Origin of the sequence: Acinetobacter sp. WC-141, from assembly GCF_000313935.1 — a bacterium.
Classification (GTDB): domain Bacteria; phylum Pseudomonadota; class Gammaproteobacteria; order Pseudomonadales; family Moraxellaceae; genus Acinetobacter.
Genome location: NZ_AMSS01000049.1, coordinates 19,948 through 43,243, shown reverse-complemented (window position 1 = coordinate 43,243; position 23,296 = coordinate 19,948). Strand labels below are relative to the sequence as shown.

The window sequence follows — 23,296 nt, the reverse complement described above, 5'->3', positions numbered from 1 at the left end:
TTCACTATCTTGACGTAGTGAATACTTTCATTATTTTAAGCTCCGAATACTTCATGCCTTCCCTAATTTTTACTATTTAAAATTCCTAAACCATACATCGGCCACTTGTTACTCGCTTTAATATTATTAATGAGCATCGCTACCAAAACTAAAGACACTGCACCGACTAAAACAGGGAAAATCAAAAAGCTCCACTCGTAATGTATGCTACTCGCGGTGAGTAAAATAACCAAAGGATTGGCCCCAGCAGGTGGATGAACGCATTTAAAAATCTGCATGAGTGCAATGGCACAGCCCACTGATAAAGCAATTGTAAAAATGGAAACACCAACAAATTTTAGAAAAAACAAACCTACAAAAGCCGAAATAAGATGCCCAAATATAATATTTCTCGGCTGCGCCAAAGGTGACTGCGACACGGTATAGAGCAACACACAGGTCGCACCAAACGGTGCCATGATAAAGATATTGTGTGTGAGCTGACTCAACCACAGAAGTATAAAAATACTGAGCGTACCTCCAATAAGGCTTCTTAAAATATCAATTTTATTGGGCGATGGAGCCAGTTTTTCTTTGCCATAAAAGATCGAGAACATGGTTTTTTCCTCAAACAAAAATTTGCTTTTTAAAAAGCATATAGATAAAATTTCAAATAGTACAGATCTGTACTATTTTGTTTTTTGGAAAAGACACATGTCAAAATCTGCCTTAAAAATATTAGATATAGCCGAGAAGTTATTTAATGAAAATAGTTTTGTCGGGGTTGGTGTCGACCTGATTCGCGATGAATCTGGCTGTTCCAAAACCACCATGTACACGTACTATAAAAATAAAAATCAACTAGTTCAGTCTGTACTCATTGCACGTGATGAACGATTTAAGCAAAGCCTTTTGGGCTATGTAGGAGATGCAACGGGTTTAGAAGCCATCAATAAAATTCTGGATTGGCACACCAATTGGTTTAGACAAGATTTTTTTAAAGGCTGTTTATTTGTAAGAGCGGTGGCTGAATCTAACCAAGACGATCAAGACATTATTTCTATTTCTAAAGTCCATAAACAATGGATTAAAGTATTGATTGCGGAAAACTGCAATATACCGAATGGTGAAGCTTTATCTGAGCTGATCTATACGGTGATTGAAGGATTAATTAGCCGCTTTTTAGTCGATGGTTTCGATGAAACACTTGCGATAAACATGAAAAAATCGATTAACCAATTATTTAATATTAACCAAAATTTATAATTGCAGCCCTAGAGCTGCAATTGAATAAATGAAATTTTAATTAAGCAATTTTCCCATCAATAATGCCCTTTTCCTTTAACACGATGAGTTCTTCTGCGGTTTTAAATCTCGATAAGATTTGAGCAGTATGTTCACCCAGCTCTGGCGGTGCATGATGATATTCAACCGGAGTATCAGACAGTTTGATGGGTGAGCCAATAGTTTGAAAGTTTTCATTTAAACGATGAGGAATGTTCACCACCAAATTGCGATGTACGATTTGTGGTTCAACCAAAGCATCTTCAATGGAGTTGATGACACCTACGGGCACTTTAAGCGCATGAATCCTCTCAACCCATTCTTTGGCAGTTTTCTGCAAAAAGTGCTTCGACAATAAAGGAATCAGTTCATCTCGATATTTTACGCGGTCTTGGTTGCGCACAAACTTTTCATTTTCGAGTAACTCGGGATAACTAATCGCAACACACAAATCTTTAAACTGTTTATCGTTACCGCAAGCAATAATAAATTCTTTATCTTTAGCCTTAAAAGTTTGATACGGCACAATACTCGGGTGTTGATTACCCATGCGCTGCGGGGCTTTCCCTGAAGCTAAATAGTTCATTCCCTGATTTGCCAGTGCCGCGACCTGTACATCAAGGAGTGACATATCAATATATTGACCGCGCCCCGTGTGTGAGCGTGCAATCAATGCCGCTTGAATGGCAATGGTTGAATACAAACCAGTTTGAATATCTACCACAGCCACACCAACCTTTTGTGCACCACCACCGGTAACATCATCAGGCTCGCCAGTAATGCTCATCAAACCAGACATACCTTGAATAATAAAATCATAGCCGGGTTCTTCTGCACGCGGGCCATCTTGTCCAAAACCAGTAATCGAGCAATAAACAATATTTGGATTTAACGCACTTAATGAAGCATAGTCCAGACCGTATTTAACCAAAGAGCCTGTCTTATAGTTTTCAATCACGACATCGGCAGTTTTAGCAATTTCATAAATTAAAGCCTGACCTTCTGGTGTGGTAATGTCCACGGCAACAGAATATTTATTGCGATTCGTGCACTGAAAATAGCCAGATTCACGGGTCATGTTTCCGTCTTGATCGGGCATCCATGGTGGTCCCCACATGCGGGTGTCATCACCGACTCGAGGACGTTCAATTTTAATGACTTCCGCGCCAAGGTCTGCCAAGATTTGCCCACACCATGGCCCCGCAAGCACACGACTTAAATCTAAAACCCGAATTCCTTGTAATGCACCCATAACGATACCCTTATCTTTTTAGAAGGCACTCAACGCACCTTCTTTTCATTGTCTATGATTGTTTTTGCGGATCGTACTGACGATCTTTAATAAATAAACCTGGCAATACACCCGCAACAAAATACGCAGCGCCCATCACAATAAAGGCCATGGTAAACGTACCGCCCGATGCCAAGAAACCAATGGTGGCTGGTGCAATAGCAGCCCCGACACGACCAATGTTATAGGCACCGCCAATGGCTGTTCCGCGTACATCAGTTGAAAAACTTTCAGCCATATAAGTCGCGTTTACACCATATGGAATGCCATATAAGAAGCCAAAAGTGATTAATAAATACAAAATATTGTCAGGGGTATTGAAGAAAATAATGATGGGTAAGAACACTGCACTGGCAATTGTTCCAAACACAAAAACAGCACGGCGGTTAAATTTGTCTGCAAGATAACCCGCTAAAATTTTTCCTAGAATCATTGCAGTATATGAACCCACCATATAACTGGTTAAGTTTTTAAAGTTCATATGCACTTCTGTTTCTAAATAACTTGGCATCCAGTTGTTAATGCCGTAATAACCAAACTGTAAGAAGAATGCTGTCGTCATCCACAACAAAAACATCTTACGGTGCTTAAAGTTATTAAAAATTTGCTTATAAATACTGCCACTTTTAGGCTTTTCGGCCACGGCTATTTCTTTAGGTTGCCTATTGCCTTGTAAGCTTTCAATTTTGGTGAGCTGCCAAGATTTTGGTTCTGGTACAAATCGTTGCAGGAAAATATTAACGAAAGCAGGTACTACAGTCAGGAAGAATAAAACACGCCAGCCATGATCTGGAATAATCGCGCCAGCTAATAGCGTCGCAGCAATATAACCCACCGTTTGACCCGTCTGTAATGTACCCAAGACCGTTGTACGGTAAGTGGTTGGCACATATTCAGCCATTAAGGTATTGCAGGCCATATAGAGTGCTCCGATTCCCAAAGCACCAATAAAACGTAAAGCCATAAATTGCTCGAAGCTTTGCGTAAAGCCTAATAAACAGGTCGCTACAGAAAAGAAAGTCACTGAGTTGGCAATGGTCCGTACACGACCAAACTTGTCACATGCCCAGCCACCTAAAATACCGCCGATCCCCATACCCGCTAAAGAAGCACTACCTAAGGCACCTGCTTGAAAGGTACTTAAACCAAACTCTGCCTTTAAACTGGTCAAGCTATAAGACAGCAGCATAATATCAATGCCATCGACCACCATTGCAAAATAGGCAAATAACAACGCCCATTTCCATGTATTTGGTCCAATCTTTTCATATGTTCCAAGGTTACTTGGAAATGTAGTTCTTAACTCTTTCGATATTACTTGAACGTCATTGTTCATCTTTAGTTCCTCATTTTCCCAAATGAGTCATCGATAGCTTACTTATGTTTTCTGTATGACTTAATCTTCTATATTTTCATCATCTTACTTTCAAATTTAAGTACACAGAGGCACATCTTTACATGAGTATCCTTACGATGAATCTTGTCATTATCCATAAATTTTTGCGTAAAAATCCCTAAAGGCGTTCTCGAAAGAACACCTTTATCTTTTTAGAATTAACGAGTTAGTTACTAAATGCGGCGATACCTGTTTGTGCACGACCTAGAATTAAGGCATGAACGTCATGTGTACCTTCGTAAGTATTTACGACTTCAAGGTTAACCAAATGACGTGCCACACCAAACTCGTCACTAATGCCGTTTCCACCCATCATGTCACGTGCCATGCGAGCAATATCAAGTGCCTTTCCGCAGTTGTTACGCTTAATTAAAGATGTGCCTTCAACTGACGCAATGCCTTCATCTTTCATACGACCAAAACGTAAAGCCACTTGCAAACCTAATGCAATTTCAGTTTGCATATCAGCCAGTTTCTTTTGAATCAATTGATTTGCAGCCAACGGGCGACCAAATTGTTTACGGTCCATGGTGTATTGATGTGCAGTATGCCAGCAGAACTCGGCAGCACCCATCGCGCCCCATGCAATGCCATAACGAGCGCTATTTAGACAGGTAAATGGGCCTTTTAAACCTCGAATTTCAGGGAATGCATTTTCTTCAGGTACAAAAACGTTATCCATCACAATTTCACCTGTAATCGATGCACGTAAACCGACCTTGCCATGAATGGCAGGTGCAGATAGGCCTTCCCAGCCCTTTTCTAAAATGAAACCGCGTATATCACCAACATTGCCTTCAGCAGAAACTTCTTTTGCCCAGACTACAAATACATCGGCAATTGGGCTATTGGTAATCCACATTTTTGCGCCACTTAAACGATAACCACCGTCAACTTTTTTAGCACGGGTAATCATACTGCCCGGGTCTGAACCGTGGTCAGGTTCAGTCAAACCAAAACAGCCAATGTATTCACCAGTAGCCAGTTTAGGTAAGTACTTTTGCTTTTGCTCTTCAGTACCAAATTCATGAATCGGTACCATCACCAATGAGCTTTGCACGCTCGCCATAGAGCGGTAACCCGAATCGACATATTCAATTTCACGCGCAACCAAACCATAGCTCACATAGTTCAAACCCGCGCCGCCATATTGCTCAGGAATGGTTGGGCCTAGTAAGCCTAGCTCTCCCATTTCACGAAAAATAGATGGGTCTGTTTTTTCATGACGGAATTGTTCAAGTACACGGGGTTGCAGGCGTTCTTGGCAATAGGCATGAGCCGCATCACGAATCATGCGCTCATCTTCGGTAAGCTGTTGCTCAATTAAAAATGGGTCTTGCCAGTTAAATTGAACTTTTGCTTTTTTTGTTGTCACCATGTGATTCATCGCATCCTCTGCTTGATTTGATCTTCTTTATTTAACTCGATGTTATGCGTGAAAAATGCAGTAATCAAACGATAAATGTTCATGCAGATATGCGGCTTACGCATATTTAAAATAAGATGTATTAAATTTAGATATTTAATTCGTTGTATTTCATTAAAAATGGCTTATTTTTATACTAAACTCTGCTCTCTGCATTTAGGTCATATGCTGTTTTGAAATATGACGACAAATAAAAGGATTTTATTTATGCGAAGAAGCATCCCGTCTATTCAGGGTCTAATTTGCTTTGAAAGTGCAGCAAAACATCTAAGTTATACCTACGCTGCGCAAGAGTTATGTATTACCCAAAGCGCAGTTTCTCGCCAAATTCAGCAGTTAGAAGATTTCTTGGGCGTTGAGCTATTCATCCGTACTCGGCATGGAGTTGAACTCACGATTGCTGGTAAGCAGTATTTTAAAAGTATTAAACCTTACTTATTAGGCTTAGAGAAATGTACGGCCGATGTGATTTCTCATAAGGGTTTAGGTGGAACATTAAAGTTAGGCGTGGTTCCTACCTTTGCAACGCGCTGGCTGTTACCCAAGCTTCATCTTTTAAATCAAAAACACCCTGAAATTACGGTTCACTTAGAAACCAGTACTAAACCTTTTTTATTTAACGACAATATTTTTGACGCTGCCATTTTTGCAGGGACACAGCAGCAAATTGACCATTGGCCCGGCATACAAGCACATTATTTAATGGATGAAGAAATTGTACCTGTGTGCTCACCAAAACTGATCGAAAAGTATTTTCCAGATGCAGTCATGATCAATGAAAATACCTATGATTTAAGTTCTGAAGATTTGCTGAAAATTCCCCTGCTACAACAAACCACTCGACCTAGCATTTGGCAAGAATGGTTTATTACCCATCAGATGCAGCATCCGAAACCTTTTGATGGACAACGCCATGAGTTATTTTCAATGCTTGCGGTTGCTGCAAGCCATGACATGGGAATGGCCTTAATTCCACAAATGTTGATTGAATCTGAACTACAAAAAAAAGAACTGGTAATTGTTTCCAATAAGAAACTAAAAGGTAGCCGAAAATACTATCTCATTCACTCAAGCCAAGATATCTCACCGACTATTCAAAAATTTGTTGACTGGATTTGCCAAGAGCTAGAACAACTAAAGAGCAATACAAATTAGCTCAGCAGGTTTTATTTATGCTCAATATTGCGCTCTATACGCATAAAAAAAGATTGTGATTAATAAGATCACAACCTTTTTAGTTGAGTATAAATGACTTTAATTTAATGACTCATTAATTGAATATCTGAACCACTACGTTTTGGATCAATCAAGATTTTGGCATGCTGTTCAGGATCACGTAATGCTTCAAATGCGCTCGTAACGCCCTCTAAACCGACAACACCGGTAATTAGCGGTGAACAATTCACTTTACCTTCCGCAATCATGTGTAGTGCATCTCGAAACTCAAGTGGTGTATAGCCCAACACGAACTGAATTTCTAACTCTTTATTAATTGCAAGTGCGGGTTCTATTTTGTCACTTTGCATGCATACCCCCACCCCAACAATTCGGGAAAATAAAGGTGCACCTTCAATAATTTGCTGCAAGACACCTGGTACGCCCACGCATTCAAAAATAACAGGACGTTTTGGCAAAGCGCCTAATTTATCAATCATGCGCCATCCATGCCACCAAGGTAAGCGTGTCGCTTGCAACTTATCAAACAGTCCCATGCCCATATTAATCGCATCAGAAACATTGCCAAGCAAGCCAAACTCTTTCCAGTTGGCAAATGGCGATGTTTCTTTAGGGTCTACCACAATATCGGCACCGCATTGCTCGGCAAGCTTACGTCGGTTTGGTGAAAAGTCGCTGGCAACTACAGTTTTAACCCCAGCTGCTTTAAGCATTAATATGACACCTAGCCCGACAGGACCACAGCCAATCACAATAGCAGGTTCACCAGTTTTCACACGGCTACGGCGAACAGCATGTAATGCAACCGCCATAGGTTCAGTCATGGCAGCACTATCTGCATCTAGACCGTTAGGTACTTCAAACATCAAGCTCGATTGAGCCAATACTTGCTCGGCATAACCGCCCGAAGCATTTGGAGAAAGCCCTGTAGATAAATAACCATGCTGATCTACATTTAAAAGTGGCATTGCACAAACAAGTGTATCGGCTTTAAATTTATGACGTGTTTTTGGACCGTAGTCTAAAACCTTGCCACAAAATTCATGTCCAAGTACAAACGGATCTGTAGACTTGGCTAAACCATGAAACCCGACACGTGCAGCCAAATCATGCATGTGGTCGCAATGATGCTGCATATGTAAATCAGAGCCACAGATCCCACATCGCACCACTTCCAATAACACCTGCCCTTTTGCAGGCGTTAATTTCGGCTGATCTACCACTTGTAATTTTGCTTGATGACAAAGTACCGACTTCATTTGAGCGCTTCCTATTTCTTCTTTTTCATTTACTTGCCAGAAATAGATTTCTACAGATAAATTAATCGCTTTATCAGTTTGGTCTTTAGCAAGCCTTTATTCATCTTTACAACTAAAAAGCAAAATACCAATGACCATTTTTCAGCCAATCTTTTGTTGAAGAGTCAACAAAAACAGGCTCAGCGAAATTAAAAACAATAAAAATCTTGGTGCTTGTATCTTACACAGACTGCGTTGTCTTCTTAGGCCAGAACAATGTCATCAAAATTAAAACTTATACAAATATAGTAAGTTCAAAAAACTCAACTCAACGCTTTTCACAAAAACATAGCAAATCCAAACTTTTATCAGTGCATCTAAACAGGCATGATAAATTAAGACGAACAGATAAGAAGAAATCTATGATTACAAAAACGCTTCCCCTTACAGATATACACCGCCACCTTGATGGCAACATCCGCATTCAAACCATTTTAGAGTTGGGGCAACAATACAATTTGGATTTACCTGCTTACGACATTGAAACGTTGCGACCACACGTACAAGTGATGAATAACCAACCTGACTTATTGAGTTTTTTATCGAAGCTAGATTGGGGCGTAAAAGTATTAGCAAGTTTAGATGCCTGTAAACGTATTGCATTTGAAAACATGCAGGATGCTGCCCAACAAGGCCTAGATTATGTAGAGCTGCGTTTTTCACCGGGTTATATGGGAATGACACATCAACTTCCCCTTGAGGGTGTAGTGGAAGCTGTGATTGCTGGTGTAAAAGAAGGCAGCCAAGCTTACGGGGTAAAAGCGAATTTAATTGGCATTATGAGTCGTACTTTTGGTCAAGAAGCTTGTGAAAAAGAATTAAATGCCTTGCTTGCCCATAAAAATGATATTAAAGCGTTGGATCTCGCAGGTGACGAACTTGGTTTTCCGGGCAATTTATTTATTGAGCACTTTAAAAAAGCGCGTGATGCGGGTTGGCATATTACAGTACATGCAGGCGAAGCTGCTGGTCCAGAAAGTATTTGGCAAGCTATTGAAGAATTAGGTGCAGAACGAATTGGACATGGTGTTAAAGCAGTTCAGGATTTAAAACTTTTAGATTATTTGGCTAAACATAAGATTGGTATTGAATCTTGCCTCACCTCAAACATTCAAACCAACACAGTACCTTCTTTAGCAGAGCACCCATTAAAGACATTTTTAGAACATGGTGTGCTTGCCACTATTAATACAGATGACCCTGCGGTAGAAGGCATTGAGATACAACATGAATATTTAACTGCTGCCCCATTAGCTGGTTTAAGCCCTGAGCAAATTTATACAGCTCAAGAAAATGGCCTAAAAATCGCATTTTTATCAGATCAAGAAAAAGATGAGTTAAGACAGAAATATCAATAACAGAGAACAGAGAACAGAGAACAGAGAACAGAGAACAGAGAACAGAGAACAGAGAACAGAGAACAGAGAACAGAGAACAGAGAACAGAGAACAGAGAACAGAGAACAGAGCTTATATAAACACGTTCAAATATTGGAGTGCGATTGAATTAAAATTACGAACTAGAAAACAAAAAAATTCCTTCTATCAATACGACAAGAAGAAATTCTTTTTAATCTTTGGGATATTTTTTTAAAGCTTGAACGCTTTTAAAATATGGTCGGAGCAGTAGGATTCGAACCTACGACCCCCTGGTCCCAAACCAGGTGCACTACCAGGCTGTGCTATGCTCCGAAATTGGGGTGAATGACGGGATTCGAACCCGCGACAACTGGAATCACAATCCAGGGCTCTACCAACTGAGCTACATCCACCATCAAATAGTTCTATGTACCAAGCTACCGAGTGGCGCGCCTGACAGGATTCGAACCTGTGACCATCCGCTTAGAAGGCGGATGCTCTATCCAACTGAGCTACAGGCGCTTAACCGATGATGCTTATCATGCGATACTTCGCCGATCTTAAAATATTATTTTAAGTGGTCGGAGCAGTAGGATTCGAACCTACGACCCCCTGGTCCCAAACCAGGTGCACTACCAGGCTGTGCTATGCTCCGATCTATCTCAGCTTTTGCTGTATCGCACATCGTGCGGTACGGTGTGCATTCTAGGCGCGACGCCCTCAGACGTCAACACCTATTGTCAAAAAAAGTTAAAAATCCTTATCAAATGTATATTTAACAAGCATTTTGAGGTTTTTTAACGCTTTAACGATGCACTAAAGGCTAACATTCGATCTAAAGGCATTTTGGCACGTTCAGCAAGCGCTGGTTCGACGTGTATTTCCTGATCACCTTTTTGTAAAACTTCTAAAATTCCATCAAGTTCGTTCATTGCCATCCACGGACAGTGAGCACATGAACGACAAGTTGCTCCCTCACCTGCTGTTGGCGCTTCAACTAAAATCTTATTAGGTACCGCTTGCTGCATTTTGTAGAAAATACCGCGGTCAGTTGCCACAATAAGTCTTTCATTTGGCAAAGTCTGCGCAGCTTTAATCAGTTGAGAAGTACTACCTACCGCATCGGCAATGTCTACAACCGACTCAGGCGATTCTGGATGTACCAATACAGCCGCATCTGGGTACAGTGCTTTCATGTTGGCAATGCCACGTGCACGGAATTCTTCGTGCACAATACATGCGCCATCCCAAAGCAACATATCTGCACCAGTTTTCTTTTGAATATAGCGACCTAAGTGCTGATCTGGTGCCCAAATAATTTTTTCGCCTAAGCTATCTAGGTGCTCAACAATTTCAACAGCACAGCTTGAAGTCACTACCCAATCTGCACGTGCTTTAACAGCAGCCGATGTGTTGGCATAAACAACTACGGTGTGGTCAGGGTGCTGATCACAAAATGCTGTGAACTCGTCAACTGGACAGCCCAAATCGAGTGAACAGGTTGCCTCAAGTGTCGGCATTAAAATTGTTTTTTCAGGAGACAGAATTTTAGCTGTTTCTCCCATAAATTTGACCCCAGCAACAACCAGTGTTGAGGCAGCATGATCTCGTCCGAAACGGGCCATTTCTAAAGAGTCAGAAACGCATCCACCTGTTTTTTCAGCAAGCTCCTGTACTTCAGGGTCGCAATAGTAATGAGCAACAAGGACAGCATCACGTTTTTTGAGCTCTGCTTCGATCTGTGCAAACTTTTGTTGTTTTGCTTCTTCACTTAAGCGATTGTCTTTTGGCTCACCTAAACGGTCTAAATGCGCTTGTACAATGTTTTTTGCATCGTTGGCAATTAAAGTCGCATCACTCATAAAACGTCTTCTCTATCCTTCATGCTGGCATACCTGCTCGCATATAACGTTACTGCTTAAATGATTTACGGTTTGAATCATTTAATATCAAAAGTTGGGGCTAATAAAAAAGCCTCTTTGTCGAGGCTTGATTATAACTGATATTTAAGAACGGTAATCAGCATTAATTTTGACATAGTCGTAAGATAAGTCACAGGTATATACCGTGTCTTTGGCTTGACCACGTCCTAAATCAACACGAATGGTAATTTCGGTTTGAGCCATAACACGCGCGCCCGCTTCTTCGGTATAGTCCTCAGCTGCGCCGCCATCTTTACAGATTTGCACGTCGTCTAACCACACTTGAATTTTAGACACGTCTAAGTCTTTAACTCCTGCATAGCCAATCGCAGCTAAAATACGTCCCCAGTTTGGGTCAGATGCAAAGAGTGCAGTTTTAACAAGTGGTGAATGCGCAATGCTATAAGCAATGTCACAACACTCCTGAATGTTACCGCCGCCTTCTACAGCCACAGTAATAAACTTCGTCGCGCCTTCACCATCACGAACAATTAACTGTGCTAATCGATTCATTACACGAGCAAGTACTTCTAACACTTTAGCGTAACGTGTATCACTGTCTGATGTGATTTCAGCGCCGCCCGCCTGACCTGTTGCTACAAAAATACAAGAGTCATTGGTTGAGGTATCGCCATCAATCGTAATACGGTTAAATGAATGCTCAACCGTCGTTTTTAGTAGCTTTTGTACTAAATCACGGCTAATCGGTGCATCTGTTGCCACAAAGCTCAACATGGTTGCCATGTTCGGGCGGATCATTCCAGCGCCTTTACTAATACCTGTCATAGTATAAGTAATGCTATCTAGCTCAAATTGTTCAGATGCGCCTTTAGGTACTGTGTCTGTGGTCATAATGCCAGATGCAGCATCATTCCATGCCGCGTCTTGTACACTATTTAATGCAGGTTGAAGACCAGCAAGTAAACGTTCCATCGGAAGCTGCTCACCAATCACCCCAGTAGAAAACGGAAGAACTTCAAAACTGTTAACTCCAGCAAGCTCCGCCAATTTTGCACAAGTATCCTGAGCATTTTTCAAACCCGTAGGTCCAGTTCCTGCATTGGCATTACCTGTATTAATCACTAAATAACGAGGGTTGCCTTGGGCAAGATGAGCTTTAGAAACATGAACAGGCGCTGCACAAAATGCATTTTGAGTAAATACACCTGCAACATTCGAGCCTTCTGCAAACTCAAAAATGACTAAATCTCGTCGGTTTTGGTAACGTACATATGCTTCTGTTGAGCCAATTTTTACACCTTTTACCACATGCATTTGTGGCATTGTTACGTCACCGACAGCCATTTTTAGAACATCCAAAGTTTGTTATGAATAAGATCAATATTTCAAAAAAGCGATGCCATGAAGCACTTTCTTCATGAAATATCATAGTGGACAGCTTAGTAGAAAAGTCTAAAAAAATCGAGCGCAAAAACGGCTCATTGTTGCTCTAGTTTTAATAAAATATCTTTCTTATCAAGCCCACCAGCAAAACCAACTAAAGCTCCACCCGCACCAATGACACGATGACAAGGTGCAATAATTGAAATCGGATTTTTGCCATTTGCCGCGCCTACTGCTCGCACCGCTTTTACATTGCCAATTTGAACAGCAATATCTTTATAACTTCTTGTTTCACCATAGGGAATAGTCAGTAAAGCAGACCAGACCTGCTTTTGAAATACGGTTCCTTCGAAATCTAGTGGCAATGTAAACTTACGGCGTTTACCTTCAAAATATTCTTTTAATTGTTGCTCGGCCGTTAATAAAACTGGATGCTCAAGTTGTTCGACTAGCTCAGCCAGTCGAACACGTTTTGGATTTTCATTGTCCCAGAGTACTGCCACCAAAGCATTTTCATTCGCAACCAGCTTTAATTGCCCAACAGGCGAATTGATATACTTATAAGACAGCAACATAGTTTTATTCTCTTAGGAAGGCGATGAAATTTTCATTAAAACCAAACCTGACACAATCAATACAGCGGCAATCATTCGCATAGCGCCAACAGGCTCATGAAGAAAGAAAATACCAACTAGAAATGACCCGATTGCGCCAATTCCTGTCCAAACCGTATAGGCAGTGCCAAGGGGTAAAGTTTTCATTGAAATTGAAAGTAGAATTACGCTCAAAATCATAAAAACTACGGTAATAACACTAGGGGTTAAACGTGTAAAACCTTCAGACATTTTCATAGAATATGCCCAAATGATTTCAAATACACCTGCTAAAATTAAAATAGCCCAAGCCATAACATTCACTAATTTTTATAGTGTCAGGTCGTCCCGACATGATTACCCAATATGGGGGAGGTCGTTCCTCCTTTATGTGAGGACTCAGTTTACTTTAAAATAAAAAATGAAGGCAAACCCTATCTAAAGCTTGCCTGTCTTAGAAAATATTATTCGTTTTTTAACTGTAAAATTTTTCGTGCACCGTTTAAAACGAACAAAACAATAATTAATCCAATCATTAAATCAGGATAAGGAGAGCCTGTAATGGCAACCAGTATTCCCGCAACAATGACACCCAAGTTTACGATGACATCATTTGCAGAAAAGATATAACTGGCCTTCATATGTGCTCCACTCTCTTTGTGGTCTCTCATTAAATAAAGGCAACTAATATTGGCCGCAAGCGCCAATCCACCAATTAAAATCATGAGAATTGAAACGGGTTCACTGCCGTAAATAAAACGGCGCAACACATCAATTAGCACAATGATGGCTAAGCCGAACTGGAACCATCCGGAAAGATGCGCAGCCTTTAATTGTGCATTGAGGTTTTTACCCACCACAAATAAAGCAATGCCATAAATTGCAGCATCGGCAAACATATCGAGTGAATCGGCGATTAATCCGGTCGATGAAGCAATAATACCTGCCATAAACTCAATGACAAACATGACGCCATTAATGAGTAACAACCATTGTAAAACTTGCTTTTGTGTTGCATTGGTTGAAGAACTAGCTCGAACCTTTTTCGGTTTTTCGATAGGTTCATAATGTGGCTGCGTTTGTTGTAATTCTGCTCCTAATCCTAAACGTTGCAGGCTTTGGGTAATCTTTTCAGCTTGAACACTGTGATAAATCGCCAAATGACGTGCCGGCAAGTCAAAATGAAGCTCTTGAATATCGTCCACGTAAGGCGCTAAAGCCATTCGGACCATTTGCTCTTCAGCTGCACAATCCATGCGGGGAATATGATAATAACTTACCCATTGACTCTTTCTAGGTACAGCTTCATTAGGTGTAGAATACTCCTGAGACGGCATGCTTGAGCAGCCGCAGCTAGAGCTACTTTTACTTAAATGTATTTGATTCTCTTGTTTTTCTAAAGCCATCTGTGCACCATAACTGACACAAAAAACAATGCCATCAGTATAAACCAATGGCATGTCATTAAGCTTAATTTTTGTTCGGCAATTAGAACTTAAGTGTTAACCCTGCTCCATAATACCAACCATTTTCAGAGTCGGTTCCAGTTTGCCAAGCAGTTTGTTTTAAACCTTTTTCATAGCCGTAACCCACATCAACAAATGGCATGACCTTTTTGTTGATTTCATAACGGGTTTGAAAACCAGCTTGTAAACTTGATAAACCTGTTTTACTGGCATAGTGAGATTCATCTTGCAAAACAACATCTGCTTTTAAATAAGGTTTACCAATTAACTTTTGGGTAAAGAGTAAGTCTCTTTCCGTTTCTAAACTTAGCTTCCATAGCTGGTCTTCACCTGCGTAAAGATATGCATCGGTTTCAAAAAAGTAAGGTGCCATGCCATGCAAACCGACTACACCTGCCCAGCGATCTTGCTTTTCGTCTTCCCGCTGTAAACGCTCGTAGTTTACCCCAGCCTGTACATCCCAATAATCAGCTACATTTCGGCTATAAAGTACTGAACCGCCGTAATTAGCGTCTTCAGACTCGGCTTTTTCAACGTGAGCTTTAATGAACAATTTATTTTCATCAGTTCCCATCCAACTTTCTAACTCAGAAGAAAAATGACCTTCTCCCTCTTCATTTTGAGTCCAGCCAGTATCAATTTTTGTTGCCTGATAGATCTGTCCACCATGTTCGCGTAAATGATCATGTGTTAAGGGTTCTTGTGCCAAAGTAAGAACCGATACACCAGAGAAAACACCGCAACATATCATTTGAGAAAATAACTTAGTGATGCGCATGACTAGCTCCTTCTTCATTTTCAGATTGAACAGGTGCTTGAGATGCATCTACTGCTCCATCATTCACTTGAGCCACAATCAACTTATTCATCATCCCTGCACTCATGTGATAAAGCAGATGGCAATGAATCGCCCATTCTCCTAAGGCATCAGCTGTTAATAACGCAGTAACTGTTTTTCCTGGTGGAACAATAACGGTATGTTTATTTGGCAAGTTTTCAACTTGCTGACCATTTTCCAATTGCATGAACATGCCATGTAAATGCATTGGATGAGCCATCATGCTGTCATTCACGAACTTTAAGCGAATACGCTCTCCATATTTAACTTGTAATGGCTCAGCTTCGCTAAATTTCTTGCCATTAATGGTCCAGATATAACGCTCCATGTTGCCGCCTAAACGAATAACAAGCTCTCGTTCTGGCGCACGCGTGTCTGGCTGAGGTGTTAAAGATTGCAAATCACTATATTGCAGCGCTTTCATACCCGCTGGTGTCGAAGCATTTGCCCAGCCATAAACGGGCTCATCCTTTTTAGCCTTATTCTCAGATTGAGTTGGCATCTCATGATTCATATTCATCATAGCGTGGTCATGCTCACCCGATGGCATAGCCTGCATATCATGTTTCATTTCAGGCATTGCTGACATGTCATGCTTCATTTGCATCATCGAATGATCATGTTCGCCAGATGACATATTTTTCATGTCATGGCTCATGTTCATCATCGTATGATCATGATTAGTCTGGCTCTCTTCTTTTTTCATTTTCGGCATCGCCGACATGTCGTGTTGCATATTCATTTGATGGCCAGCATGTTCATCACTTGCCCCATTGCCATGACTCATACCCATATCATCCATGGTTAGCAAAGAACGTGGACGTGGCTGCGGCATTTGAACTGACCCCACAGCTTGCGTATTTTCATCATGCAAAGTACCGATAGCGAAACCACTGCGATCAATAGACTCGGCTTCAATCTGATAATTTGGCTGTTTGGGTTCAACAATGACATCGTAAGTTTCGGCAGTGCCAATACGAAACTCGTCAATTGCAACTGGTTTAACTGGCTGCCCGTCTGCACTTACAACTGTCATTTTCAAATTTGGAATTCTGACATCAAAAAATGACATTGCCGAGGCGTTAATAAATCGCAATCGAACCTTATCGCCAGCTTTAAAATTACCTGTCCAGTTTTGCTGAGGTGTCTTGCCGTTAACTAAGAAGGTATAACCCGTCACATCAGACATATCGGTTTTTAACATCCGCATCTGATTCCACATCGAACGATCTTGCCAAGTTGCTTTTAAGCCTTGTGTTTTAACTTGCTTCCAGACATCAGATACGGTTTCACGGCGGTTTTGATAATATTCAGCTGATTTCTTCAAATTCTTTAAAATACTATCGCTAGAAGAATTATGAAAATCTGAAAGCATCACCACATAATCACGATCAGTTTTTTCATGAGCAGCAACAGGTATCTTGCCTTTTGGATAAATCACGAGCGGGCCATATAAACCATCTTGCTCTTGGCCTTTACTATGAGCGTGATACCAATAAGTGCCGTTTTGTTTCACCTTAAAGCGGTAAACAAAATCTCCATTTGGCGCGATTCCTTTGAAATTATTAAAACCCGGTACACCATCCATTAATCCTGGCAGTAACAACCCATGCCAATGCAAAGACGTATCTTGATTTTTTAATTGGTTATGAACATGAATAACAGCCTCATCTCCTTCCTCAAACTCAAGGAGTGGTGCTGTAAATTTTCCATTTACGGTAATTCGTTTGAACGGCTGACCGGTAACATTGACCTGTTGTTCATTAATATTAAGGTGATATTCCTTAATTGCCGCGAGGGTCCATGGTGAAACCAATAGACCAAATACAGCGACTAAGCTGCTAATTGTTTTATGAGACATTGCTGTAATCCTTTGAACTAAAAAAATAAGTAAGAAAGGATTAAGCTTTAGGAGGACGTAAAATTTCTTGCCAGTATCCGGCTAAATGTTGAGCCTGATAAATACTGCTAAATTGAGACGTTATAGGAATAAATTGTGATTCAACATCTGGCACCGCGGGTTGCAATGCCAAATTCACGATTTGACAATGTACTGGGTTGCAATCCTGACAAGGCTCACCGTGCGAATGAAGAGACTGTGTCATTGTTTGATGACATACAGTCTGATCATCGGTTTGAACATGCATATTCTTATGCGAAGATTTTTCACTATGACACGGCATAGTGTGAAGATCATGCTGCATAGGCGTCTGAGCAACAGACACACCACTCCACCCAATGACCAAAGTCATTAGGAACACAAACCAAGCATACTTGCGTAAGTGTTGTAGAGCCATTGTGGTTTATCGCCTAGAGCCGATGAGTAATCATAATCCCATTAGCATAACCAAGTTTTAAAACAGATACAATTTTCCATTTTAACTGTTTGTTTTAAAAAAATTAAGCAAACGGAGGTTGACGCTGAAGTACTAAATCAATCACTTCTAGTGCACCCTCATGTTCATTACTTACAGTGGCATAAGACGCTACTGCTTTTAAAGCTTCTACTGCATTTTCAACAGCAAACCCATACCCCGCAGCTTTGATCATCTGGATATCATTATTGTTATCACCAATCGCAACCACTTGATTAGGCTCAATCTGCCACTTCTGTAATAGAAGTTTCAAACCATGTGCTTTATGCTGGTCAGGAAGGATCAAATCAATAAAACCAAAACCGCTTGAAACAGGCACTAAGACTTTATCTGCAACAAAGCTTTGCTTCTGAAAATCTTGAAAAATCGCAAAGCTTTCGTTTTCCTGAGCAGTGAAGGTAATTTTGCACACCAAATCGTTTAGCGCATAAAAATCATCTATAACTGTTAACTTTTCAAAGTATCGAGCGACTTTGGCATAGTCCTCTGCGTTCATGCTGCTATGCACATAAGCACTCTGTTTCCCACAGATCACCATGGTTGAGGTATATGAAGGGTCAATCGCTTTTAAAATCTCAATGAATTGGTGCTGACTTAAATGAGCAAACGCTAACTCTTGTCCTGCATCTACAACATGCGCGCCATTTTCTGCAATAAAAGCAATTTCATGACTAATTTCTGGAAAATAGGTAATAAGCTTTGCGAGTTGGTTGCCGCTAGCAACTACAAAATGAATATTATTTTGTTTAAGTTGTTCATACTGTTTTAAAAAACGTGCTTTGTTGTACTGCTTCTTAGAATTAAGAAAAGTCCCATCCATATCTACCGCTAAAATTTTTATCGTCATTAATTATCTAAATCTCTTATCTTACTAAAATCTTATTAAACCAAATTTAGCTTGATTTTTCATGACACTTTTACAGTTTTATACTTATCTATCCATAAAAGTTTTTACACAGAGCAGTATCGTTTTTTGCACAGGTTATTTTTTAGTAAAGCTTAATAAAAAATCAGGTAATAAAATATCCAACACGCATGAAAAAAGAACGCCAAAACGTTCTTTTTTCATACATTATGTCTAAGGAATAAACGGTTGATCTAATTTTGTTTATTTTACCAACATCTTATCCATATGGTTATCAACACAGTTATCCATACAGTTATAAACAAAGTTATCCACAAGCCTATTCTCGATTAAACATATTTTTTTAAACGTCTACACTACCTACTTTCGCAAGCTCTGAACGCATTTGATCAATTACAACTTTATAATCTGGTTGACCAAAAATTGCCGAACCAGCAACGAACATATCTGCACCCGCTTCTGCAATTTCACGAATATTTGCAGGACCAACACCACCATCAACTTCTAAACGAATATCGCGGCCACTTGCATCAATAATTTTACGAGCTTCACGCAATTTTTCTAAAGTCATTGGAATGAACTTTTGTCCACCAAAACCTGGGTTTACACTCATGATTAAAATCTCGTCAACTTTATCAAGTACATAATCTAAATAGTGTAAAGGCGTTGCAGGGTTAAACACTAAACCAGCTTTAGCACCACCAGATTTAATCAACTGTAATGAACGGTCAATGTGATGAGAGGCTTCTGGGTGAAACGTAATAATATCAGCACCCGCTTCCAAAAAGTCTCCAATAATTCGATCAACTGGAGATACCATTAAGTGAACATCAACAGGAGCTTGAATACCATATTTTTTGAGCGCCTTACACACACCAGCACCAAAAGTTAAATTTGGAACATAGTGATTATCCATCACATCAAAATGCACCACATCTGCACCCGCGGCTAAAACTTTGTCTACATCTTCACCTAAACGAGCAAAGTCAGCAGATAAAATAGAAGGAGCAATCAAATAAGGCTTGGACATAGGTGGATGACCTGGCTAAAAATTTAAGGAGAGGCTGAAAATTATAACAAAAAAGAACCTACTTGGCCTGCCCTTCCTTGCTCAAATGACAACATTTCAAACTTGCAACGTAACGTTGCAACAATAGAATGCTAACGGCGAAACGAATTTGTTAAGGTACATTAAACCAATGTGAGGATTGAGAATGAAAAGCACAACTCATCTATTAACAAACGATGGAAAACGTATTGCAAAACGTCTGGTTAATCATTGGAAGCACAAGTTTGAAGTACAAGAAACTGAACAAGATTTTAAAATCTTAATGCCTACAGCAACGATTACACTTGCCCCTGCAACAGAGCAGTTAAACGTTGCAATTGATAGCCAGTTAGATGACCACGATCACTTAGAAAAAGTGGTGCTTGATCATCTAAACCGTATGGCTCAACAAGAATTTCAGGTTGAATGGCAACACTAATTAGCCATTTACCTTTTCTAACTGGATTGCATGAAACTGCAAATGCTCATCCATAAAGGTTTGGATAAAGTAATAGCCATGATCATAGCCAGCATGTTGTCTTAAAGTTAAAGGCTGTCCTACTTTTAAACATGCTTGCTTAAATTTTTCAGGGTGAAGTTGTTCATAAAATTGATCATCCAATCCCTGATCAATCAAAATTTCACTAAATACTGCACCATTTTTTGAGACTAAAGCTGTGGCATCATGAGCCAACCAGCTTTCGCGATCTGCACCTAAATAATGACTAAAGGCTTTATCTCCCCATGCGCATTCAGTTGGCGCACAGATTGGAGCAAAAGCAGATACAGACTTAAACTTCTCAGGATATTTAAACGCTAAAGTTAATGCGCCGTGTCCACCCATTGAATGCCCAAAGATACCAACTTGTTGAGCGTTTACAGGAAAGCTTTTCAAAATGAGTGGATATAACTCATCAATTAAATAACTTTCCATTTGATAATGTTCAGACCAAGGTGCTTGTGTGGCATTAATATAAAAACCCGCACCTTGACCTAAATCCCAGTTATCCCCTGCTGCCACTTGTTCTCCACGAGGAGAAGTGTCTGGGGTAATCAATATTAGGCTCAGTTGGGCGGCCATATGCTGTGCATGCGCTTTTATAGCAAAGGTTTCTTCAGTGCACGTTAAGCCAGCTAAATAAAACAAAGTTGAGCAAGCTTTACCTTCTAAAGCTGCTGGTGGTAAATAAATACCAAACTTAGCAGGTCCTTTTAACAACTGAGATTCAAATTGGTATATACGCTGCTCACCCTCAAAGCAGCGGTTTTTTTGCAGGAGTTGCATCGTTTTTAGCCTCTGTTTTTGTTTGAGCAATATCTACAGTACCAGTATTTTGCTGAGGAAATAGATACTTTTCTAATTGAGGTAGCATAAGTTCCATATTTTTACCAATCATCCATTGGGGCTCTGAAGGTTCAACACCTTGAGCCACTTCCCATTTGGTGACTGTTTGCTTAGCTGTGTTAAACGAGTCTTTCATCGAAGATTGCTCTCGCATAGCCAAATCAAAGAAAGCTCGACCAAAATAGGTATAGTCGGCTTCGTTATTACATCCAAAGGAAGTTTTATCAGCAGCTGATGCAGTAATAATTAAAGTATCTGGAGACTGCAAAGCAGGAATAAAACTTCCTGAATAACAAGCCGAGATAACAATCACACGCCAGCGAATACCGGATTTATCAAGTGTTTCTCGCAGCCATTTCGGGTCTACTTGCCCTAAATCTAATGGTGCATTTTCAATTTCAAAGTGATTTTGTTCACCGTGTGAAGTCATATATAGAAATAAAACATCACTATCACGGTTCATTTGCTGCCCCATACGGCGTAGGGCTAACTCAATACTGGTTTTAGAGGCAATTGGAATTTCTGTACGAGTATCTGGATTATTAACCAACATCATCGATCGACCAATCGTTCCAAAACGTGTATCAAATTGTTCTTTAATACGGACCACTTCCGATTTAAAAACATCTTGATAACTATCGCCAGCCACACCTAAAAAATACCAATGACTTTTTGCCTGCTCACCATATTGCACTTGCTCTAAAGAATCATTTAGCAACTTACTTTGTGCATAAAAAGCATCTTCAGCAAATGTTGGAGCAGAATCTTCGACCTTCCAAATCGGTTGATCTTTTACGGAAAGTTGCCACACCACCATTGTCGCAATCGTCGCAACCATAACCAGTGCACGTTCCCACCAAGGCCACTTGAGTTCGCGTGAGAAAACCCAAATTACCGCTAAACTTTGCCAAACGAACAAAGCCACAAATAGGCTTGGTAAAATCCCGTTATAAATAGTATCGGGAATAAAGTTGAGATAACCATTAGAACCCAAATACTGAATTAAACATTGAATTAATAAGATATTTGTATCTAGAACCAACCATAGTAAAGCAGGTACTAGCATTAAACGGGGTTGGTTAGTGCGCTGTGATAAAAATATACCAACGATTAAGGCAATGAATGGCCAAAGTGCATAACCAATTAAACCTTGTGAATTAAAATCACCGATTTGACCAGCGACAAGCCAACTATACAGAGAGTTAGTACATCCCCCTAAAATTCCCCAAACAATCAGCTGAAGAATAGATGGATGTACAATTTGTAAAGAACGTCTTGATCCCAAAAACAGCCACATTCCGGCAATTTGGTTGCTTTTAAAATCATGCCAAAAGTTAATGGAGGGTTTAAGATCAATCATAAAAGGTTTTCAAAAATTTCGTTTTTGTCAGGCATCTTAAGTGTATGCCTGCTAAGAATTTTAGCAATCATGCTTTTGAACTATATCACATATATTTGTGCATTATTCAAGCAATAAAACCTAACCTTACATAAGCCTACTGAAAATACGCATCAAAACGACAAGCATCTCCTTGCCATTGATGAGCTGGCTCTTGATTTGCCAAGAAAATAGAATGGCGTGGCCGTTTAACCACGACACGTTTAGCAACTTTCTGTGCCAAAACCAGCAAATTATCCCCCAAATCCATTTCACCATCTTCGGGTAAAAGTAGATGTAAAAGCTGCATCTGCTTTTTAACTTGAGCTTGCTTTTTGACTGCTTGATGATTCTGATCGCGCTGTGGAAACATCGGGTCTAGATAAACTACATCAACCATTTGAGCTGTTTGCTGTAACTGTTTTAAATAACTTGCAGAGTCTGCAAAGATCAGTTGAATCCGATCCATAAATTGGCTTAAAAAGCTATCTTGTTCAGCTTGTGCTTTTGCATCTTCAAGTAAGGTAAATAAAATCGGGTGGCGTTCAACCAATTGTATTTGTGCGCCCAGATAAGCCATGAGTAAGCTATCGTGACCCAAGCCTGCTGTAGCATCAACCAGTATTGGTTTTTCACCTAACTGACAAGCCCGAGCAATCATTTCTGATTTAAGACTTGCACGTTTTAAACGGGAAATTTCGGCTTTCCAGTCGGGCTGCATTTTCATACCATTTGCAGACAACCATAGCCCGTTTTCATCTACACAAAGTGCCAACTCAGGATTTAAACGTAAAAACCTTGCATTCAGTTTTTCAACTAACTGCAAATCTACAGTCACACCTCTAGAACAAAGCACAGCTTGGTAGTGCTGTGCTTTTTCTTGAAAATCTACTTCAAAATATATGTGCATGATT

At 40.1% G+C, this 23,296-nt stretch carries 22 protein-coding genes and 4 tRNA genes; 4 read left to right on the top strand and 22 right to left on the bottom strand.

Going from position 1 to position 23,296, the window contains the following annotated elements:
- Positions 1-62: 62 nt before the first annotated feature.
- On the bottom strand, positions 63-596 hold the full coding sequence (locus ACINWC141_RS09565; protein WP_009390632.1) for an HPP family protein: 534 nt from the start codon (positions 594-596) through the stop codon (positions 63-65).
- Positions 597-693: 97 nt separating this feature from the next.
- Here ACINWC141_RS09565 and ACINWC141_RS09560 point away from each other — a divergent pair, with 97 nt between their 5' ends.
- A complete protein-coding gene (locus tag ACINWC141_RS09560; protein WP_009390607.1) occupies positions 694-1,245 on the top strand; it encodes a TetR/AcrR family transcriptional regulator in 552 nt (183 codons plus the stop codon).
- Between the two features lie 40 nt (positions 1,246-1,285).
- Here the strand turns inward: ACINWC141_RS09560 and ACINWC141_RS09555 are convergent, their stop codons facing one another.
- From ACINWC141_RS09555 to ACINWC141_RS09545, 3 genes are all read right to left on the bottom strand, one after another.
- A complete protein-coding gene (locus tag ACINWC141_RS09555) occupies positions 1,286-2,515 on the bottom strand; it encodes a CaiB/BaiF CoA transferase family protein (RefSeq protein ID WP_009390605.1) in 1,230 nt (409 codons plus the stop codon).
- 52 nt (positions 2,516-2,567) lie between these two features.
- On the bottom strand, positions 2,568-3,890 hold the full coding sequence (locus tag ACINWC141_RS09550; protein ID WP_009390597.1) for an MFS transporter: 1,323 nt from the start codon (positions 3,888-3,890) through the stop codon (positions 2,568-2,570).
- Between the two features lie 226 nt (positions 3,891-4,116).
- On the bottom strand, positions 4,117-5,337 hold the full coding sequence (locus ACINWC141_RS09545) for an acyl-CoA dehydrogenase (protein WP_009390606.1): 1,221 nt from the start codon (positions 5,335-5,337) through the stop codon (positions 4,117-4,119).
- A gap of 246 nt (positions 5,338-5,583) precedes the next feature.
- Here ACINWC141_RS09545 and ACINWC141_RS09540 point away from each other — a divergent pair, with 246 nt between their 5' ends.
- The gene (locus tag ACINWC141_RS09540; protein WP_009390636.1) at positions 5,584-6,531 is read left to right on the top strand and encodes a LysR substrate-binding domain-containing protein; all 948 of its coding nucleotides are present in this window, start codon (positions 5,584-5,586) and stop codon (positions 6,529-6,531) included.
- A 104-nt stretch (positions 6,532-6,635) separates the two neighbouring features.
- On the opposite strand, the gene ACINWC141_RS09535 is transcribed toward ACINWC141_RS09540, so the two are convergent.
- Entirely contained in the window at positions 6,636-7,811 is a 1,176-nt protein-coding gene (locus ACINWC141_RS09535; protein WP_009390617.1) for a zinc-binding dehydrogenase, read from the bottom strand.
- A gap of 401 nt (positions 7,812-8,212) precedes the next feature.
- Between ACINWC141_RS09535 and add the strand changes: the two genes are divergently transcribed.
- Entirely contained in the window at positions 8,213-9,208 is a 996-nt protein-coding gene (gene add / locus ACINWC141_RS09530) for an adenosine deaminase (protein ID WP_009390602.1), read from the top strand.
- 256 nt (positions 9,209-9,464) lie between these two features.
- On the opposite strand, the gene ACINWC141_RS09525 is transcribed toward add, so the two are convergent.
- The 14 genes from ACINWC141_RS09525 to rpe form a co-directional block, all read right to left on the bottom strand.
- Positions 9,465-9,541, bottom strand: a tRNA-Pro gene (locus ACINWC141_RS09525).
- 4 nt (positions 9,542-9,545) lie between these two features.
- Positions 9,546-9,621, bottom strand: a tRNA-His gene (locus ACINWC141_RS09520).
- A 32-nt stretch (positions 9,622-9,653) separates the two neighbouring features.
- Positions 9,654-9,730: transfer RNA gene (locus tag ACINWC141_RS09515), tRNA-Arg, on the bottom strand.
- Between the two features lie 56 nt (positions 9,731-9,786).
- A tRNA-Pro gene (locus ACINWC141_RS09510) sits at positions 9,787-9,863 on the bottom strand.
- 142 nt (positions 9,864-10,005) lie between these two features.
- A complete protein-coding gene (gene nadA, locus ACINWC141_RS09505) occupies positions 10,006-11,070 on the bottom strand; it encodes a quinolinate synthase NadA (RefSeq protein WP_009390598.1) in 1,065 nt (354 codons plus the stop codon).
- 144 nt (positions 11,071-11,214) lie between these two features.
- Positions 11,215-12,435, bottom strand: coding sequence for a bifunctional glutamate N-acetyltransferase/amino-acid acetyltransferase ArgJ (gene argJ / locus ACINWC141_RS09500; RefSeq protein WP_009390655.1), 1,221 nt, complete (start codon positions 12,433-12,435; stop codon positions 11,215-11,217).
- Between the two features lie 134 nt (positions 12,436-12,569).
- Positions 12,570-13,049: a methylated-DNA--[protein]-cysteine S-methyltransferase gene (locus tag ACINWC141_RS09495; RefSeq protein WP_009390601.1), complete on the bottom strand. Its 480-nt coding sequence runs from the start codon at positions 13,047-13,049 to the stop codon at positions 12,570-12,572.
- A gap of 12 nt (positions 13,050-13,061) precedes the next feature.
- Positions 13,062-13,382, bottom strand: a complete 321-nt coding sequence (locus tag ACINWC141_RS09490; protein WP_004794435.1) for a DMT family transporter — start codon at positions 13,380-13,382, stop codon at positions 13,062-13,064.
- Between the two features lie 149 nt (positions 13,383-13,531).
- The gene (locus ACINWC141_RS09485; RefSeq protein WP_034678145.1) at positions 13,532-14,527 is read right to left on the bottom strand and encodes a cation efflux transmembrane domain-containing protein; all 996 of its coding nucleotides are present in this window, start codon (positions 14,525-14,527) and stop codon (positions 13,532-13,534) included.
- Positions 14,528-14,555: 28 nt separating this feature from the next.
- Positions 14,556-15,311, bottom strand: a complete 756-nt coding sequence (locus ACINWC141_RS09480) for a copper resistance protein B (protein WP_009390622.1) — start codon at positions 15,309-15,311, stop codon at positions 14,556-14,558.
- Positions 15,298-17,232, bottom strand: a complete 1,935-nt coding sequence (locus tag ACINWC141_RS09475) for a copper resistance system multicopper oxidase (protein ID WP_009390618.1) — start codon at positions 17,230-17,232, stop codon at positions 15,298-15,300. Before ACINWC141_RS09475 ends, ACINWC141_RS09480 begins: the two co-directional genes overlap by 14 nt.
- A 40-nt stretch (positions 17,233-17,272) precedes the next feature.
- Positions 17,273-17,668 carry a hypothetical protein gene (locus ACINWC141_RS09470; RefSeq protein ID WP_009390646.1) on the bottom strand — a complete coding sequence of 132 codons (396 nt, stop codon included), beginning with the start codon at positions 17,666-17,668 and terminating at the stop codon, positions 17,273-17,275.
- Positions 17,669-17,771: 103 nt separating this feature from the next.
- Positions 17,772-18,593, bottom strand: coding sequence for a Cof-type HAD-IIB family hydrolase (locus ACINWC141_RS09465; RefSeq protein ID WP_009390652.1), 822 nt, complete (start codon positions 18,591-18,593; stop codon positions 17,772-17,774).
- A gap of 361 nt (positions 18,594-18,954) precedes the next feature.
- Entirely contained in the window at positions 18,955-19,641 is a 687-nt protein-coding gene (gene rpe, locus ACINWC141_RS09460) for a ribulose-phosphate 3-epimerase (protein WP_009390651.1), read from the bottom strand.
- Between the two features lie 184 nt (positions 19,642-19,825).
- Here rpe and ACINWC141_RS09455 point away from each other — a divergent pair, with 184 nt between their 5' ends.
- A complete protein-coding gene (locus tag ACINWC141_RS09455) occupies positions 19,826-20,098 on the top strand; it encodes a DUF2218 domain-containing protein (protein ID WP_009390654.1) in 273 nt (90 codons plus the stop codon).
- Here the strand turns inward: ACINWC141_RS09455 and fghA are convergent, their stop codons facing one another.
- From fghA to ACINWC141_RS09440, 3 genes are all read right to left on the bottom strand, one after another.
- A complete protein-coding gene (fghA, locus tag ACINWC141_RS09450) occupies positions 20,099-20,944 on the bottom strand; it encodes an S-formylglutathione hydrolase (protein WP_034678142.1) in 846 nt (281 codons plus the stop codon).
- A complete protein-coding gene (locus ACINWC141_RS09445; protein WP_009390631.1) occupies positions 20,913-22,364 on the bottom strand; it encodes a C13 family peptidase in 1,452 nt (483 codons plus the stop codon). Before ACINWC141_RS09445 ends, fghA begins: the two co-directional genes overlap by 32 nt.
- 136 nt (positions 22,365-22,500) lie before the next feature.
- Complete coding sequence (locus tag ACINWC141_RS09440; RefSeq protein WP_009390612.1) at positions 22,501-23,292, bottom strand: class I SAM-dependent methyltransferase; 792 nt, start codon at positions 23,290-23,292, stop codon at positions 22,501-22,503.
- Positions 23,293-23,296 lie beyond the last annotated feature (4 nt).